Source organism: Granulicella mallensis (genome assembly GCF_014203225.1).
Lineage (GTDB): Bacteria > Acidobacteriota > Terriglobia > Terriglobales > Acidobacteriaceae > Granulicella > Granulicella mallensis_A.
The window spans coordinates 144561-160124 of record NZ_JACHIO010000002.1; the positions used below are offsets into that span (position 1 = coordinate 144561).

The 15564-nt window shown below is 59.1% G+C and carries 14 protein-coding genes; 10 read left to right on the forward strand and 4 right to left on the reverse strand.

All coding sequences use genetic code 11. The features are described from left to right. Nucleotides 1-999, reverse strand: coding sequence for a hypothetical protein (locus tag HDF15_RS02445; protein ID WP_184252677.1), 999 nt, complete (start codon nt 997-999; stop codon nt 1-3). Between the two features lie 56 nt (nt 1000-1055). Beyond that, nucleotides 1056-2879: a CCA tRNA nucleotidyltransferase gene (locus HDF15_RS02450; RefSeq protein WP_184252678.1), complete on the reverse strand. Its 1824-nt coding sequence runs from the start codon at nt 2877-2879 to the stop codon at nt 1056-1058. Nucleotides 2880-3158: 279 nt separating this feature from the next. On the opposite strand from HDF15_RS02450, the gene HDF15_RS02455 reads away from it, so the two are divergent. The 7 genes from HDF15_RS02455 (at nt 3159) to HDF15_RS02485 (ending at nt 9157) form a co-directional block, all read left to right on the forward strand. Continuing rightward, a complete protein-coding gene (locus tag HDF15_RS02455) occupies nt 3159-3668 on the forward strand; it encodes a DUF6982 domain-containing protein (protein ID WP_184252679.1) in 510 nt (169 codons plus the stop codon). Between the two features lie 27 nt (nt 3669-3695). Continuing rightward, a complete protein-coding gene (gene lpxD / locus HDF15_RS02460) occupies nt 3696-4718 on the forward strand; it encodes a UDP-3-O-(3-hydroxymyristoyl)glucosamine N-acyltransferase (protein ID WP_184252680.1) in 1023 nt (340 codons plus the stop codon). 17 nt (nt 4719-4735) lie between these two features. Next, nucleotides 4736-5095, forward strand: a complete 360-nt coding sequence (locus HDF15_RS02465) for a hypothetical protein (protein WP_184252681.1) — start codon at nt 4736-4738, stop codon at nt 5093-5095. A gap of 248 nt (nt 5096-5343) precedes the next feature. Beyond that, nucleotides 5344-6009, forward strand: a complete 666-nt coding sequence (gene tmk, locus HDF15_RS02470; RefSeq protein WP_184252682.1) for a dTMP kinase — start codon at nt 5344-5346, stop codon at nt 6007-6009. Further along, nucleotides 6010-7455 (forward strand): cytochrome P450, encoded by a 1446-nt coding sequence (locus HDF15_RS02475; protein WP_184252683.1) that lies wholly within the window; start codon nt 6010-6012, stop codon nt 7453-7455. 10 nt (nt 7456-7465) lie between these two features. Beyond that, nucleotides 7466-8599 carry an ATP-binding protein gene (locus tag HDF15_RS02480; RefSeq protein WP_184252684.1) on the forward strand — a complete coding sequence of 378 codons (1134 nt, stop codon included), beginning with the start codon at nt 7466-7468 and terminating at the stop codon, nt 8597-8599. A 168-nt stretch (nt 8600-8767) separates the two neighbouring features. Continuing rightward, nucleotides 8768-9157: an RNA chaperone Hfq gene (locus HDF15_RS02485; RefSeq protein ID WP_014265609.1), complete on the forward strand. Its 390-nt coding sequence runs from the start codon at nt 8768-8770 to the stop codon at nt 9155-9157. A 3-nt stretch (nt 9158-9160) separates the two neighbouring features. On the opposite strand, the gene HDF15_RS02490 is transcribed toward HDF15_RS02485, so the two are convergent. Next, nucleotides 9161-10192 carry an L-threonylcarbamoyladenylate synthase gene (locus HDF15_RS02490; RefSeq protein WP_184252685.1) on the reverse strand — a complete coding sequence of 344 codons (1032 nt, stop codon included), beginning with the start codon at nt 10190-10192 and terminating at the stop codon, nt 9161-9163. Between the two features lie 83 nt (nt 10193-10275). On the opposite strand from HDF15_RS02490, the gene HDF15_RS02495 reads away from it, so the two are divergent. After that, a complete protein-coding gene (locus HDF15_RS02495) occupies nt 10276-10866 on the forward strand; it encodes a class IV adenylate cyclase (protein WP_184252686.1) in 591 nt (196 codons plus the stop codon). A gap of 73 nt (nt 10867-10939) precedes the next feature. Here the strand turns inward: HDF15_RS02495 and HDF15_RS02500 are convergent, their stop codons facing one another. After that, nucleotides 10940-11917 (reverse strand): energy transducer TonB, encoded by a 978-nt coding sequence (locus tag HDF15_RS02500; RefSeq protein ID WP_184252687.1) that lies wholly within the window; start codon nt 11915-11917, stop codon nt 10940-10942. A 261-nt stretch (nt 11918-12178) separates the two neighbouring features. Here HDF15_RS02500 and ileS point away from each other — a divergent pair, with 261 nt between their 5' ends. Both ileS and lspA read left to right on the forward strand, forming a co-directional pair. Further along, nucleotides 12179-15058 (forward strand): isoleucine--tRNA ligase, encoded by a 2880-nt coding sequence (ileS, locus tag HDF15_RS02505; protein WP_184252688.1) that lies wholly within the window; start codon nt 12179-12181, stop codon nt 15056-15058. Next, nucleotides 15058-15561 carry a signal peptidase II gene (gene lspA / locus HDF15_RS02510; protein ID WP_184252689.1) on the forward strand — a complete coding sequence of 168 codons (504 nt, stop codon included), beginning with the start codon at nt 15058-15060 and terminating at the stop codon, nt 15559-15561. The genes ileS and lspA overlap by 1 nt, the downstream gene beginning before the upstream one ends. Nucleotides 15562-15564: the final 3 nt, after the last annotated feature.

Sequence of the window (15564 nt, forward strand, 5' to 3'; positions counted from 1 at the left end):
CTAAAGAGGAACCTGAAGCTGCGTCCGGCTACCGGTCGTTGCCTCCGCACGTTCCCCACGCCATCGAAGCGTCAGGAACCGCAGTGTGTGCCAGTTCAGCGGGAACTCCAACAGCACATGCAGCACGCTTAGAAAGGTCGATACAACGAGACCTATACGGAAGTTCCACGCATAGATCGCGATCGATGCGGCATACAGCGTGAGTATCCCCACCCATCCTCGTCTCGAAGTCTTATGCCACTGCAGCAGCTCGGTCTTCGCAAACCAGTTCAGATAGTGGTAGAGGTAGATGAACGCAAACAGCCTCAGCAAGCCTGCAACCACGGGATCGTTGAACAGCTTCGAGTTCAACAGCAGCGTGTGATGCAGATCGCCTGCGAGCTTCGCGTGGATCGCGGCGAAGCTTGCCGACTCAGCCCATAACCAAAAACCGCTGGGCGCGGAATAGTGCATCGGCAGGAAGAGCAGCAGTAGCGGAAAGGCGGCCAGCAGTCCAGGGTTGAGCCACTTCAATAGGGTCGTCCGCTTGTCCCGCAGCGCACCGCTCACCATAAAGGCCAGGGTAAAGAAGAAGACATGTACCAGTGTCGGCACCATGGTGCTGATGAAATACACCCAGGTCCGCAGAACGAAGGACACACCCACAGCGGCTAACGCAATCATCGCGATGAGATAAGCATTGCGGACCCATACCGTGAGGGAAAGTAGCAGGAGAACACCGACGATCCAGAAGGCGAAGTCAGCTCTCTTTGCAAGCCCCTCGACCAGCGCCAGGATCGACATGCCGATAGCCAGCAGTGCATAGACACGTGGCGAAACCAGGCCTTTGCCAAAGTAAAACTGCTTTCCGCGCAGCCAGGCAATTTCAGTGAGGTAGTGGAAGGGTCCAAGAAAGGCGTACGAAAGGATAAGCACCTGTAGCGGAGCCACAGTCGCAGCTACCACGCTTACCAGGAGAGCCATCAGATCTCCCCAGTCGGATCGCCGCAGACCTTGCATGAGTCCTCCACCTTGCGAGATGACTTCACGCCAGGGTGTGTCTCAATCAGTATCGATTAGCGACGAGCCTTTGCGGGCGCCTTTTTCTTGGCAGGAGACTTAGGCTTGGCCTTCGCCGGAACCTTGGGCTTCGGAGCCGGCTTCAGGTTCTTCTTCGGAGCGGCTTTCTTTGCAGGCGCAGCCTTGACCGCTTTCTTCGCGGGAGTCGTGGCTGTCTTATGCTTAATGGCCTTTACCGCTGCCTTAGTAGCTTTTTTCGCGGGGGCTTTTACGGCCTTCTTGGCGGGAGCTGGCTTAGGAGCAGCCTTCTTGACTGCAGCCTTGGCTTCCACTTTCTTTCCAGCCACAGCCTTCTTCTCCGGAGCCTTGGCCGCAGGCTTGGCAGCCACTGGCTTAGGCGTCTCAGCCTTAGAAGCCGCAGCTTTTGCCGCAACCGGCTTTGCCTTCACCGGAGCGACTGCCGGTTCCTTGTGTGCGGCAGGTGCGGTCACGGATTCGACGTCGCTGGAATCCTCAGACTCGGCCACAACCTTCTTGCTCCGAGACTTGGGAACCTTCGCTTCCTTCTTCACAGCACGACGACGCAGATTTATCGGCGGCGGCGGTGCTGGGGGAGAATACGGCTCCAGATAGGCCCTGGCTGTCTCAGGGGTATCGAGCTTGCCGTCCATAATGGCAAAGAAAAGCTCGCCAATCAGGTCGTTATAGCCGGGCAGTTCGGGGGTGATGCGCATCTCCTGCATCAACTGATACGGAATGCGTTGACGGGCTTGCGGCCATTCTTCAAAGAAGGCCTTGAAGCGTGCCTGAATAGCCGCGGTCTTGGAGCTATGAGCCAGCCACAGGACTTGCTCGGGAACGGCGGACATCAACATCTTCCAGGCGTCGGAAGGAGCGGCAGCCGCCTTGCTCGTAAACTGTGTGGCAAAGTTCTTTGTTTCGCCCTCAAGTGCGGCGATCTGATTCACAAATCCTGGACGTGCAAAGCTCGCCTTGAGGTCCGCGACGTCCTTAGGTGCAAGCTTTGCGGTCAGCAGCGGAAAGTAGGCCGCGGAAGGATCAGGGTGGATGCCCATCGCTTCAAGCTGGCCCACCGTGTCGCGCAGCCGGTTCAACTCGGTCTCGTTGGCCTTTGCCGATGTCCATGCCGGGAACAGGAACTTGTTCCAGCCCTCGGACTCCAGACGGCGCAGCACCCGAAGCGGATCTTCCTCGTGGAAGATCTCTTCGGTCTCATAGCCGCGCTCAGCACTGCCCATGGCGGAGATGTAGCCTTCAGCCTTGCCCGTGTCGTAGCGCTGCTGGGTCTTCTCTTCCATGTGCCAACCCAGGCGTGCGCCAAAACGTGCCGCACGAATCATACGGGCAGGATCTTCGATGAACCCATAGTTGGACACCAGCCGCAGTTCGCGGTTGTCGATATCGGCAACGCCATTGAGCGGGTCCATCAGCAGGCCATAGGAACCCTCATTCAGCGAGATGGCCATGGCGTTCGCGGTAAAGTCGCGGCGGCGCAGGTCGTCGAGGATGGTCGCGGCCTTCACAACAGGTTTACCCGGCTTCGGATAGGTGACCGAAAGGGTTGAACCCACTTCCAGGCGAATGCCACCCGGAAACGTAAAGTAAAGCGCCTGCATGAGATCGGACTCGCCGACCAGGACTGCGCCAGCATGCTGCAGGTCTTTCTTGAGCTTTAATGCATTTCCCTGAACTGTAACGTCAAGATCACGGATGGGTGAACCGCTCGTAAGGTCGCGGACGGCCCCACCAACGAGAAAAACAGTCATGCCGTGCGCACGCGCGACATCACGAACCTTTGCCAGAGCCTGTTGTTGTGCGCCTGTCAGTCGGGTTTGCAGCAGATAGATGTAATCAGCCATCGTTTTTTGCTCTTCGCTCCGGATGGTTCTGAGGCGCTTCTGAACCGTGGTGTAACTTGCGGCGAATCAACTATTTGGAGAGCGCTGAAGGCTCGACGCAAACCTAGATTCTACACGATGACTATTACTTTTACCAGTTTTTTGCACCATTTTTGCTACGGTTTCGCAGGACACCCTCCAGCTCCCCCCGGTGGAGGGCTCGCTTTACCCGAAATTTCACGATTTTGGCTGTTTATGACAGCCCTATGCGACAATCCGACAAACTGGCAATTCTGCCCTATGGCAATCGCACAGAAGAAAACGGTGGTTCGTCAGTTCGACGGCTCTGTCACCTGGGGCTATCTGCCGCAGAACGGCTTTGTTTCTGGCGAAACGGTTGAGGTCCTCGACACCTCAGGACGCGTGATCCCCCTTGCGCTGAACCAGATCAAGACGATTGCTTATGTAAAGGATTTCAATCTTGAGGGTGGAACCGATCCGGAACAGATTGGGCGGCGCAGCTTTCTGAGCAGGCCGCGTGCCGAGGGTCTCTGGCTCAAGCTCGGGTTCCGGGACAACGATTCTCTCGAAGGGCTGGCAAACTTCGATCTGGGTTTTATCGAGTCTCTTCTCGAAGATCGCGGGCTTACGGTCTCCCCGCCCGATGCACGGTCGAACACCCAGCGCCTCTTCGTTCCAAGAGCAGCCCTGATCTCGGTTCAGGTGTTGGGCTTTATCGGTGCCGCCTCCAAGCAGAAGACGGCAGCTCGCGTTGTAAGCACGATCCAGACCGAGCTCTTCGGAGAGTAGATCCAAGCCTTCGATACAATCGCGAACATGAAGCTGAAGGATCTGGCAGAGCGCCTGGGCGCGGAACTGGTAACGAGCGACGGGCAGGAAGCTCCGGGTGAAGTAGAAGTCACGGGAATCGCAGGTATAGAAGATGCCGGCCCCGGGCACGTGACGTTTGTCGCCAATCCCAAGTATGCCGGGCTGGCCCGCTCGACCCGGGCAGCGGCCGTAATCGTAGAGCCGGAGTTTGCCGTCATCGGCGTTCCCACGCTGCGGATCAAAAATCCCTATCTGGCGTTTGCCAAAGCGATCGAAGTCTTCTATCAGCCCCCGGTGTATGCCTCTGGCATTCATCCGACAGCAGTGATCGATCCCAGCGCCAGCGTTGGCAGCAACGCGCATATTGGGGCCTATGTCGTGATCTCTGCTGGGTGCGCTATAGGGAATGACGCAGTCCTGCTTCCCCATGTGGTGATCTATCCGGAGGTAACGATCGGCGACCGTTTCTTTGCGCATGCGCATGCCGTGGTCCGCGAGGGTTGCCGGCTGGGAAATGACGTCGTGCTCCAGAATGGAGCGATCGTCGGAGCGGACGGCTTCGGCTTTGCCAAGGGGGCAGAGGGACGCTGGGTCAAGATCGTGCAGTCCGGCCCTGCTGTTCTGGAAGACTCCGTGGAAGTACAGGCCAACGCCTGCATCGACCGCGCCTCCATCGGGGAGACGCGGATCGGGCGGGGCGCCAAGGTCGATAACCTGGTGCAGGTCGGGCATGGTTCCACGGTTGGAGAAAACACGCTGCTCTGCGCCCAGGTTGGGCTCGCAGGATCGACCACGATTGGCAAGAATGTCATCCTTGCCGGCCAGGTGGGGGTTGCCGGGCATCTGACGGTTGGCGATGGCGCTGTGGCCACAGCGCAGAGTGGAATTCCTTCGGATGTGGCGCCGGGAGCGGTGGTGAGCGGGTATCCGGCGATGGACAACCGGGCATGGCTGCGAACGGTAGCTGCCGTGAATCGACTACCCGAACTGCTGCGCCGCCTGAAATCCAGCGAAAGAGATGCGAAGTGACTGGTAGGCTTGTGGCTATGGATAGACGGAGATCTTTTGCGATCAGTGGGCTTGCAGGATTTGTTTTGCTGGCGGCTTCAGGCTGCCATTCAGCCTACGTCGAAGCTGTAGTGCGGAACGACTCTGGTGCTGCCGTATCGCTGGTGGAGCTGGACTATCCAAGTGCCAGCTTTGGGACCGAAACCCTGGCGGCAGGGGGCGAGTATCACTACCGGTTCAAGATTCTTGGCAATGGCCCGACCAAGGTGATTTGGACGGATTCCGCACGGAAGGAACACACGGTGGCAGGGCCGGAGTTGCAGGAGGGATTGCAGGGCCGTCTCACGGTGGCCCTCTCTGCCACCAGCGCAACGTGGAACACGCAGTTGCATCGCTAAGGCATTTGCCTTTGCCTTTCTGGTTGTCATTCCGAGCGTAGCGAGGAACCTGCTGTCTCCCGTTTTTTGCTTATGCTTCCGAAAGCGTATGCAAAAAGCAAAGGTGTTATTTCGTTGCAGAACAGCTTTTGCGATGGCATAGGCGAAGAGCGGGAGACAGCAGGTTCCTCGCTGCGCTCGGAATGACAAACAGAAAAGCAAGACTGGTTCTTCGATGCCATTGAAAGTCGTGCAGTAAACTCAGCTTCGTGAGCCGAGGTTTTTTCATTACGTTTGAGGGTTTGGATGGGTCGGGCAAGACGACCCAGTTGCGGCGTCTGGCCGCAGCGCTGGAGGCCGAGGGCCTTCGCGTAGTTACACTGCGTCAACCGGGAGGAACTGCTCTGGGCGATCGCATTCGCAGCGTTCTGCTGGACTCCCGTACGGAATCCGAACTTGGCGGTATTGCCCCGACAGCCGAGATGGCGCTGATGTTCGCCGACCGTGCGCAGTCTCTGGCACATGTGATTCATCCTGCGCTGGCAGAGGGCGCGGTGGTGCTCTGTGACCGTTACACCGACTCCTCCGAGGCTTACCAGGGAGCAGGGCGTGGGCTCGGGAGCGAGCGAATTCGGGCGATGCATGCCGCCGTCTGCGACGGCTTCCAGCCGGAGCTGACGATTCTTCTCCTCCCACCATTGGAGGGTTCCCTGGCCCGCGCCAGACGCCGCAATGAACGCAACGTCCGGACGCGCGGTACGGATGAGAATCGCTTCGAGCGCGAAGGCGATGAGTTCTATCGGCGAATCTATGACCAATACGTCGAGATTGCCCGGCGGGACTCCGAGCGTGTCGTAACGATTGAAGAGGAAGCCAGCATCGAAGCGATTGCAGAGCATATCCGCACCATCGTTCACGAACGCATGGCACAGTAAATGGCTGAAAACGACGATTACGTTCAGGCGAAGGAAGAAGGTAGTTGGCGCCTGCCCCCTGGCCTGCGCAAGGCGCTTCCCTTTTATATGCGGCGCGCCTGGGTCAGTTTTGGCGAGCCCATTCCCCTGTTCGAGCATCTGCATAAGACCTTCGGACCGATTGCGCACTACCGGTTCATGGGAACCTTGATCGTCTTTGTGAACGACCCTGCCTGGATTCAGGAGATCCTGATTAACCAGGCAGGCAGCTTCGTCAAAGAGCGGACGCTGCAACGGATGAAGATCCTGCTGGGCGAAGGACTGATCACCTCCGACGACCCGATCCACATGCGGCAACGGCGCATCGCCGCACCGGCCTTTCATCGCCAGCGGATTGCGGGCTACGCCGAACAGATTGCCGCCAGCGCGGCCACGATACGCGATGGGTGGAAGAAAGATGTGGAGTTCGACGTTGCCGAGTCGATGATGCAGCTCAGCCTGCGCATCGTAGCGCGAACATTGTTCGATACCGAGGTAACGCCGGAGGTCTTGTCCGTGGCCGATGAGGTCGACACGATCATGGGCCTCTACAACTACCTGGTCGCCTTTCCAAGACTGGAGAGAGTGCTGCACTGGCCGATTCCGGGAGTCATGAAGTTTCGCCGCTCGCGCGCACGGTTGGATGTGATTGTGGAGCGCATGATTGCCAGCCGTAGAGCACTCTCGAGGGAAGACCTGGAGAGCCGGGGCGATCTGCTCTCGGAGCTTGTGGCCGCGCGAGACGAGGCTGCGGCAGAAGGCGACCCCGACGGCATGAGTGATAAGCAGCTCCGCGATGAGACGCTGACGATCTTTCTTGCCGGGTACGAGACCGTTGCCAATGCACTGAGCTGGACCTGGTATCTGCTGAGCCAGAATCCCGAGGTCGCCGCGCGTATGGAGGCGGAGATCGACCAGGTGCTCGGCGGTCGCCCCGTCACCATGCAGGAGTATCCCAACCTGCGCTATACGGAGATGGTCTTTGCAGAGGCCATGCGGCTTTATCCGCCAGCCTGGGCCATGGGACGAAGGTCGACGAAGGCCGTTGAGCTTGGCCCATACAGGATTCCGCCGGGAGCGCATTTTTTCTTCAGCCAATATGTCATGCATCGCTCCGCCGAGTTCTGGGACGAACCCGAGGCGTTTCGGCCCGAACGCCACACTCCTGAAGCCAAGGCCGAACGGCCGCGATTCGTGTACTTCCCTTTTGGCGGCGGCCGTCGGCAATGCATCGGAGAAGGCTTTGCGTGGATGGAGGGGGTACTTTCTCTCGCGACCATCGCGCAAAAGTGGCGGCTGGAGTTCGTGAATCGCTATCCCGTCGTAGCCCAGGCAAAGATTACCTTGCGGCCTAAATTTCCAATGATCATGATTCCTCGCGAGCGCTTTCCTCAAGCCGTGCCGGAACACCCCGGCCAGGTGCGATAGGCTGGAAGAGATGGCAATTCCTTCCAGCTTTGCGGAGTTTCTCGGCAACCCCTCGACGGTTGAAAGCCTGCGCGCGGCCATTGCTGCCGGACGTCTGCCGCACTCGATGATCGTGGCCGGCCCGCGTGGCGCGGGCAAGTACACCCTCGCGCTCATGCTGACGATGGCCCTGCAGTGCGAGCAGCAGCCGCGTGAGACCGCTCCCGATGGACGTCCGCTGGCAAACTTCTGCGGCGTCTGCCGCAACTGCACCCGCATAGCCGAAAGCGCGGAGCTGGAACAGAAGGTCGAAGAGGCCGTCGCGGCGCGCGAGGACATGCGCGAGACCGACAAGAAAGACACGCGCGTACTGGTACAGACACATCCGGACGTGCTGATTCTGCCACCCGACCCCCCACAACTGCTGATCAAGCTCGGACAGGTGCGGACACTCATCGGCCGCTCCCAACGCATGCCTTCCGAGGCCCCGGCGAAGGTCTTCATCATCACCACTGCCTCGTTCATGAAAGAAGCAGCCAACTCCCTGCTGAAGGTTTTGGAAGAGCCGCCGACCTATGCGCACATTCTGATTCTTGCGGAGAACCTCGGAGAGCTGCTTCCGACCATCCGGTCGCGCTGCGCGATCGTACGCCTGGGAGCCCTTCCCGCAGAGGAGATCGAGACTCTGCTGACACGGCTCCGGCCGGAGAGCAACAAGACAGAACGTGCCCTGCTGGCGCGGCTGAGCGAAGGGGCAGTCGGGCGTGCACTGGGCTTCAATCTTGCCGAATATGTCGCAGCACGAGCGGATGCGCTGATTATCATGCGCGGAGCGGTGCAGACCGGCGATCACTCTTCCCTGTTCCGGATGACGGAAACCTATCGCGCCGGGGCGGAGGGGCAGGCGAAGACCACGGCCCTGCTGCGGGCGCTGGCAAGCGTGCTGGAGGACGTTCTGCTGCTGCAGGGTGGTTCTCCCGAGCGCATTCGCAATACGGATATTCGAGAAGAACTTCGTAGATTCTCAGAAAGCGTTGATTTTGCGTGGCTTGAAGAGGCTGTCCGAGGCCTGGATGCGGTCCAGAGCGGGATGCGGCGCAATCTGCTGCGCAGCCTGAGCCTGGATGCGTTCGCAGCCGAGCTGGGAGTAGCTGGCCGGTTATAGGAATATCCTGTAATAGACTTTGCAATTTCTGCGAAACCATTCGACGCTGTAGCGCGTCTTCCGTACAACGATTGCTCTACAACGTTAATTTGTGCGGCCAAGCGCCGTGATGAAACACGCCTCCTCGCGTCGCTTCAGATGCGGGCAGGTTTTGAACCGGAGAGGATATTGAACGATTTGACCGAGATCGCACGCAAGGCCGAGGCTAGCGCCTTCAACGGGACGCGCAAGCTGGTGCGCCCCCATTTGCCCATTGGCAATCAGCGACGCGATTCCCTGCACAGCGACGATCCGTTAACCCATGCGATGTCCGATACGCATAGTGTTCCCGAGAGCTCCCATGCCGAGGTCTTCTACTTCCAGAAGCAGGTACAGCAGCACACCGAGATGACCGTCGTGCTCGAAGATGGCGAGGAGATCAACGGAGTCATCGAGTGGTACGACAAGTGTGTTGTTAAACTAAAGGCTGGACGGCGGCGGATGATGATCTATAAGAGCGGCATCAAGTACATGTACAAGGCCAGCGAAGCCTTGGCAGGCAAGAGCGTCATGAAGTAGTGCCTACGCCTGCCGCGCCGCCTTCTCCAGCCGATCCCGAATCGCGTCATTAAGACCGCCGGAGAGTGGCAACGGACAGAGAATGATCGTGGCTCCACGATCGTCGAGAGCCCGCAGGCCAGCAAACAACGCAGCAGCCAGAGCAGCCTGATCCTCCCACGCGGCCCAGGGTTCAATCAGGGCTGAGGCATCTAGTCGCCAGCCATCGGGTAGAAGCACGCCGACCCGTTCTCCCCCTTGAGCCAGCACCTCCCGCAACGCCTGTCTCAACGCCTCCTCAGAACCTTCCACCAGGATCAGACGTGCCCGCGGAGCATAATGCCGAATGCCGACACCTGGTGATGGCAAAGATTCTTTTGGCTGTGTCGGAAGAGTTCCAGCCGCGCGAAAGATCTCAACAGGTACGTCAGTCGCAGCAGCAATCTGTTCTGCCGTGACGGCACCCGGGCGATACAGCACCATAGGCGTCTGTGCCGGGTCAATGACAGTAGATTCCAACCCAACCGATGTGGGACCTGCATCGAGCACCGCGTCGATGCGTCCCTCCAGATCCGCCAGAACGTGGGCAGCCGTCGTGGGGCTTGTATGGCCAAAGGTATTGGCACTGGGGGCGGCAATCGGTAATCCAGTAGCCCGCAGCAAAGCGAGCGCCGCTGGATGGGATGGGACGCGCACCCCTACGAGTGGCCGACCAGCCGTGACGGAGTCCGGCACAACAGCCTTGCGCGGCAGCAATAGCGTAAGCGGCCCCGGCCAGAACGCCTCCGCCAGAAGATCGACGCGACGCTGCAACTCCCCTTCCACGTTGGTAATAGAAGAGATATCGGCCACAGAAGAAAGATGAACGATGAGCGGGTCCCAGGAGGGCCGTTGCTTGGCCTCGAAGATCCTGGCCACTGCTGCCTCAGAGAGCGCATTGGCGCCCAGGCCGTAGACCGTCTCCGTGGCAAAGGCCACCGTTCCGCCGGAACGCAGCAGGTCAGCGGCACGGGAGATATCCCCTGGGTCTTCGGCGTGGAGGTGAAGCGTCGTCATAGGTTCTTTCAGGATATCCGGCTCTCTATGTTTCTTTTAGGGTAGTGGGCCTATCATGCCCAACCGAACGTATACTGAACCGCATGCACGGTGCGGAGATCGAACTGAAGTTTCCTGTGACGGATGAACGGAGGTTCCGGTCATCCGCAAGTGAGCTTGGTTTTCGGCTCGAAACGGAACGAACCTTCGAGAGTAACACTCTCTATGACACCCCGGAACGTACGTTGCGTGCCGGCAAACAGCTCTTGCGATTGCGGCAATACGGCACCCGCAACACGGTGACCCACAAACGGCAATCGACCAATGGGGATGCGGGTGCGCGCTATAAGACGCGGATCGAGACCGAGAGTGTCGTAGAAGATGCCGAGGCTCTTGCAGAGATCTTCAACCAGTTGGGCTATGCTCCGGTGTTCCGTTACGAGAAGTACCGAACCGAGTGGGTAGCGGAAGGCGGCGGACACCTTGTGCTCGACGAAACCCCTATCGGTCTGTGGGCCGAACTGGAGGGCGAGCCGGCCTGGATTGATGCGGTACTGCAGCAACTAGGCATCGATCCCGAAACCTGCTCCACCCTAAGCTATGGGGCACTCTTCAATGCCTGGAAGGAAGCAACCGACAGTCCTGCTGAAAACCTGACCTTCGCGGAAGCCGGAGTCCTCGCAACTCACGGGTAGATTTCCTGAAAAGCCAGGTTTCGCCATATTGGTATGGCGAAACCTGGCTTTTTCTTGTCCTGGCATCAAGGACTTAGAAGATCTGGAAGTTAACCTCAACGTACATATCTACCTTGACAGGCTTGCCGTTGAGCATCGCGGGCTTGAACTTGTACTGGCGAACGGCTTCGATAGCCTTCTCATCCAATCCCATTCCCACGCCGCGAGAGACCTTGATATGGGATGGATGTCCCTGCTCATCGACCCACAGATAAACCACTACATTGCCTGAAAACTTGGCTTTGCGGGCCTCTTCCGAGAACTCGGGGTCAGGAGTAAAGATCGGGATCGGTGCCTTTACCGCGCCGCCCGGGTGCATCACGCCACCGCCCGTATTGCCTCCGGAACCCGGCCCAATGCCATTGCCGTTGCCTGAACCGATGCCTGAGCCGTTGCCATTGCCCATCGAGAAGCCCTTGAGCGTCGAGTTAGGCGCGCCGATGTTCGGCATCGTGTTGTTGGCCATCTTCAGGTCAGGCTGAACGACGACCGTAGGCTCCACAGCGAGCTTGGGAGCGATGGTGGGAGGAGCCTTGGGTGGAACAATCTGCTGCTGCGCCAGCTTCGGCAGATGTCCCTGCGTCACCGGTGCGAGGTCGTGTTGCCCGCCGCCGCCGCCAATCTGGGAGGGTCTTGGAGCTACTGGGGGCGGTGGGGGCGGAACGATATCCGTCAGGATCACCGTCTTCTTGACTGGCGGCGCAATATGTACCTGATGCGCTATCAGGAGCGCGATCAGAAGAATCGCGACGACGTGAAGGGCCACTGCACCCGCGGTCGAGGCAGGGCTCCGCTTGGTAGCCATGCGGTCCACGACGGCCACCGGCTTGGACTGGAGCACGAGAGGGGGCAGTTTAGCCGGAAAAAAAACATCGCGAAAGCTGGATACGAGAGAGGCAAAGACGCCTTCTTCCTTGATCTCGCCGGTCAGATGCAGTGCTTCTTCGGCTGGACGAAGGGACGCGTCAGCGTGTTGGGGGTTGTCGGGGGGGAGGATATCGGTATCGGCCATAAGTTACAAAACGAGGAGCTTATTCCAGACTGAAACAATATTTTGCGTACTGCGGTCTGCCATGCCGCACCGGGAAGGTACTTCGCACACAGGGATTCATTCTACAAACTATGTCCCCGTTCCTGCTTTCTTTTAGACGCATAGTACCCGCAAGAGGTCTCCCTCGCAGCAACTATGTCTCCGCTGACTTTACAATAAGAGTTTGCGCGTTGGGTTGCCTGGCTCTGTTCTATGGGTGCCGCGCGAATGATGGAGAGCTGGATGCCGGAAGTTCCTGAAACGAAGACCTTGAAGAGCACGCTCAACCTGCCAAAGACGGATTTCGCCATGAAGGCGAACCTTCCGCAGAATGAGCCTACACGTCTGGCGCAGTGGGACGCCGACGATCTGTATGCCAAGATTCGGGCAGCGCGCGAGGGCGCTCCGAAGTACATCCTGCACGATGGCCCGCCCTACGCCAATGGCGCGATTCACTTGGGCCACGCCCTGAATAAGTGCATCAAAGACTTCGTCGTCAAGACCAAGACGATGGCCGGCTTCGATGCCCCCTATGTTCCCGGCTGGGACTGCCACGGCCTTCCGATTGAGATCAAGGTCGATGAGAAGCTCGGCGGCAAGAAGCTGGAGATGGACCCGGTCGCCGTCCGCAAGGCCTGCCGCGAGTATGCGGCGAAGTTTATCGACCTGCAGCGCTCGCAGTTCAAGCGGCTGGGCGTCTTTGGACGTTGGGCTAAACCCTATGCCACCATGGACTTCCCCTACGAAGCCAGCATCCTTGAGACGTTCTACGGGTTCTACGAAAAGGGCTACGTCTACAAGGGCCTGAAGCCGGTCTACTGGTGCTCTCACGACCACACGGCTCTGGCTGAGGCCGAGGTGGAGTATGAGATGCACACCTCGCCCAGCGTCTATGTGCGCTACAAGCTGACGAGCGCCCCCGAGAATATCGATCCCCGGCTGGCGGGCAAAGAGGTCTACACCATCATCTGGACCACGACGCCCTGGACGTTGCCCGCGTCGGTGGCTGTCGCCTTCAATCCGGAGATTGAGTACGTCGCGCTCGAAGACGGCAATGTCGTCTATATCGTTGCGAAGGAACTGGTCGGGCAGGTGCGAGAGGCTTGCGATCTCCTCGGCAGCCTGAAAACGGCGGTCGAGATCGCCAGCTTCCCCGGATCGAAGCTCGATCGCGTCACGTTCGCGCATCCTTTTCTTGATCGCGAGATCCTCGGTGTCAACGCCGATTACGTCACCACCGAGCAAGGCACCGGAGCTGTACACACCGCTCCCGCACACGGCCCTGACGATTTTGCGACAGGTCAACGTTACGATCTGCCCCTGACCTGCAACGTCGATGCTCACGGCAAGCTGCGCAACGGCCTGCCGGAGTACGACGGCCTGTTCGTCCATAAGGCGAATGCGCCGATCATCGAGCTGGTGGCGACGAAAGCCGCGCTGATGGGCCGGCACAATCTGGAGCACAAGTATCCGCACTGCTGGCGCTGCCACAATCCGCTGATCTTCCGCGCGACGGAGCAGTGGTTCATCGGTATGGAGACGCCCGTACTCTCGCCCAAGGGCGCGGGTACGACGTTCCGTGAGCGTGCGCTCGACGAGATCAAACGCGTGGTCTGGGACCCGTCATGGGGCGAAGAGCGCATCTCCAACATGATCGCCACGCGGCCCGACTGGTGCATCTCTCGGCAACGCATCTGGGGTGTGCCTATCGCAGTGTTCCTCTGCGAGAAGTGCCACGAGCCGTTGAACGACCCGAAGATCAACGCCAGCATCGTCAAGCTGTTTCAGAGCGAAGGCGCCGACGCCTGGTACTCCCACTCGGCCGAGCAACTGCTTCCGGCGGGAACCTCGTGCAAGAGCTGCGGTGCCGTCATGCAGTTCCGCAAGGAGATGGACATTCTCGACGTGTGGTTCGAGAGCGGCGCAAGCTGGCATGCCGTGCTCGACGTCGAACCTGAACTGCACTGGCCTGCCGATCTCTATACCGAAGGCGGCGACCAGCATCGCGGCTGGTTCCACTCTTCCCTGCTAAGCTCCGTAGGCATTCGCGACTCCGCGCCCTACAAGTACGTGGCAACGAGCGGATGGACGCTCGATGAGCAGGGCCGCGCCTTCTCCAAGTCGCTGGGCAATGGCGTCGATCCTGTCGACGTCGCGAACCGCCTGGGCGGCGAGATCATTCGTCTCTGGGTGGCGAGCGTCGACTTCCGTGAAGATGTCGCCGCCAGTGAAGGCCTGATGCAGCGCGTGAGCGAGAACTATCGCAAGCTGCGCAACACGCTGCGCTTTCTGCTCTCGAACCTGTTCGACTTCGATCCCGCAAAGAACGTGGTGGAGTGGGCCGCGCTGCAGCCGCTCGATCAGTACATCCTGGCGCGCACGGCTGAGCTTGATGCGAAGATTCGCAACTCCTATGACCACTTTGAATTCCATCGTGCCTACCAGGCGTTGAATGAGTTCATCAACACCGATCTCAGCGCAATGTACCTCGATGTCATCAAGGACAGGCTCTACACCTTTGCGCCCAATAGTCAGGCCCGGCGCAGTGCGCAGACCTCTCTGTGGCGCATCGCCGAAGCCCTGACCCGGCTCATCGCACCGATCCTCTCGTTCACCGCCGAGGAGGTCTGGCAGTACCTGCCGAAGATGGAGGACCGTGTTTCCAGCGTTCATCTGGCGCTGTTCCCGGCTATGCAGGAGATCGTGCCCGGAACCGTCTCGGGAATTGAGGCTGACTGGGAACGGTTGCTGGCCATTCGTTCGATTGTCATGGTCGAACTCGAGGCTCTGCGGCTATCGAAGGCTATCGGCAAATCGCTCGAAGCAAGCATCCAGATCATGGTTGAAGAAGGCTCTGCGGATGCCATCCTGCTCGTGAAATACGAAGAGGCTCTACCGGAGTTCTTCAACGTGTCGCAAGCCAGCGTGCAGGTTGTGGGCGCGACCAATGAAGACAAAGTGATCCTCATCCGAGCCACTGTTGCCGAAGGCACCAAGTGCGGCCGCTGCTGGCGTGTCGTTCCCGATGTGGGCGTTGATGCCCGTTGGCCCGCGGTCTGCGGGCGTTGCGCTGAGGCGCTTGAAGCAATTGATTTTCCGGCAATGTCCGGGGAGGCTGTGTAATGACGACTCGCACCGTGGGGCGCGATTCGCGCTGGTTACTGTTGGTACTGTCTGCGCTCGTGATTCTTGTCGATCGCCTGACCAAGGCCTGGATCGAAGCCCATATCAAGATTGGTCACACGATTGTTGTCATCCCGAAGGTCTTTCGGCTCTCACATGTTCTGAACACGGGCGCGGCCTTCAGCATGTTTGAGAGTGCCAAGTCTCCCCTGTTCGTAAGAAACCTGCTCGTTGGTTTCTCGGTTGCGGCTATCGTGCTTGTGCTCGTGCTGCTGTGGAAGCTGGGGCGCAGCTTCACGCTTACGTCCGTTGCGTTGGCGTTAATCCTGGGCGGCGCGATCGGCAATCTCTATGACCGCATTCTCTATAAGCATGTCGTGGACTTTCTCGAAGTCCACATCGTGCACTATCACTGGCCGGACTTCAATGTGGCCGATTCGGCCATCGTGGTGGGCGCGTGCCTGTTGCTGATTGAGATCCTGCGGCCCCAGAGGGCAAACTAATCC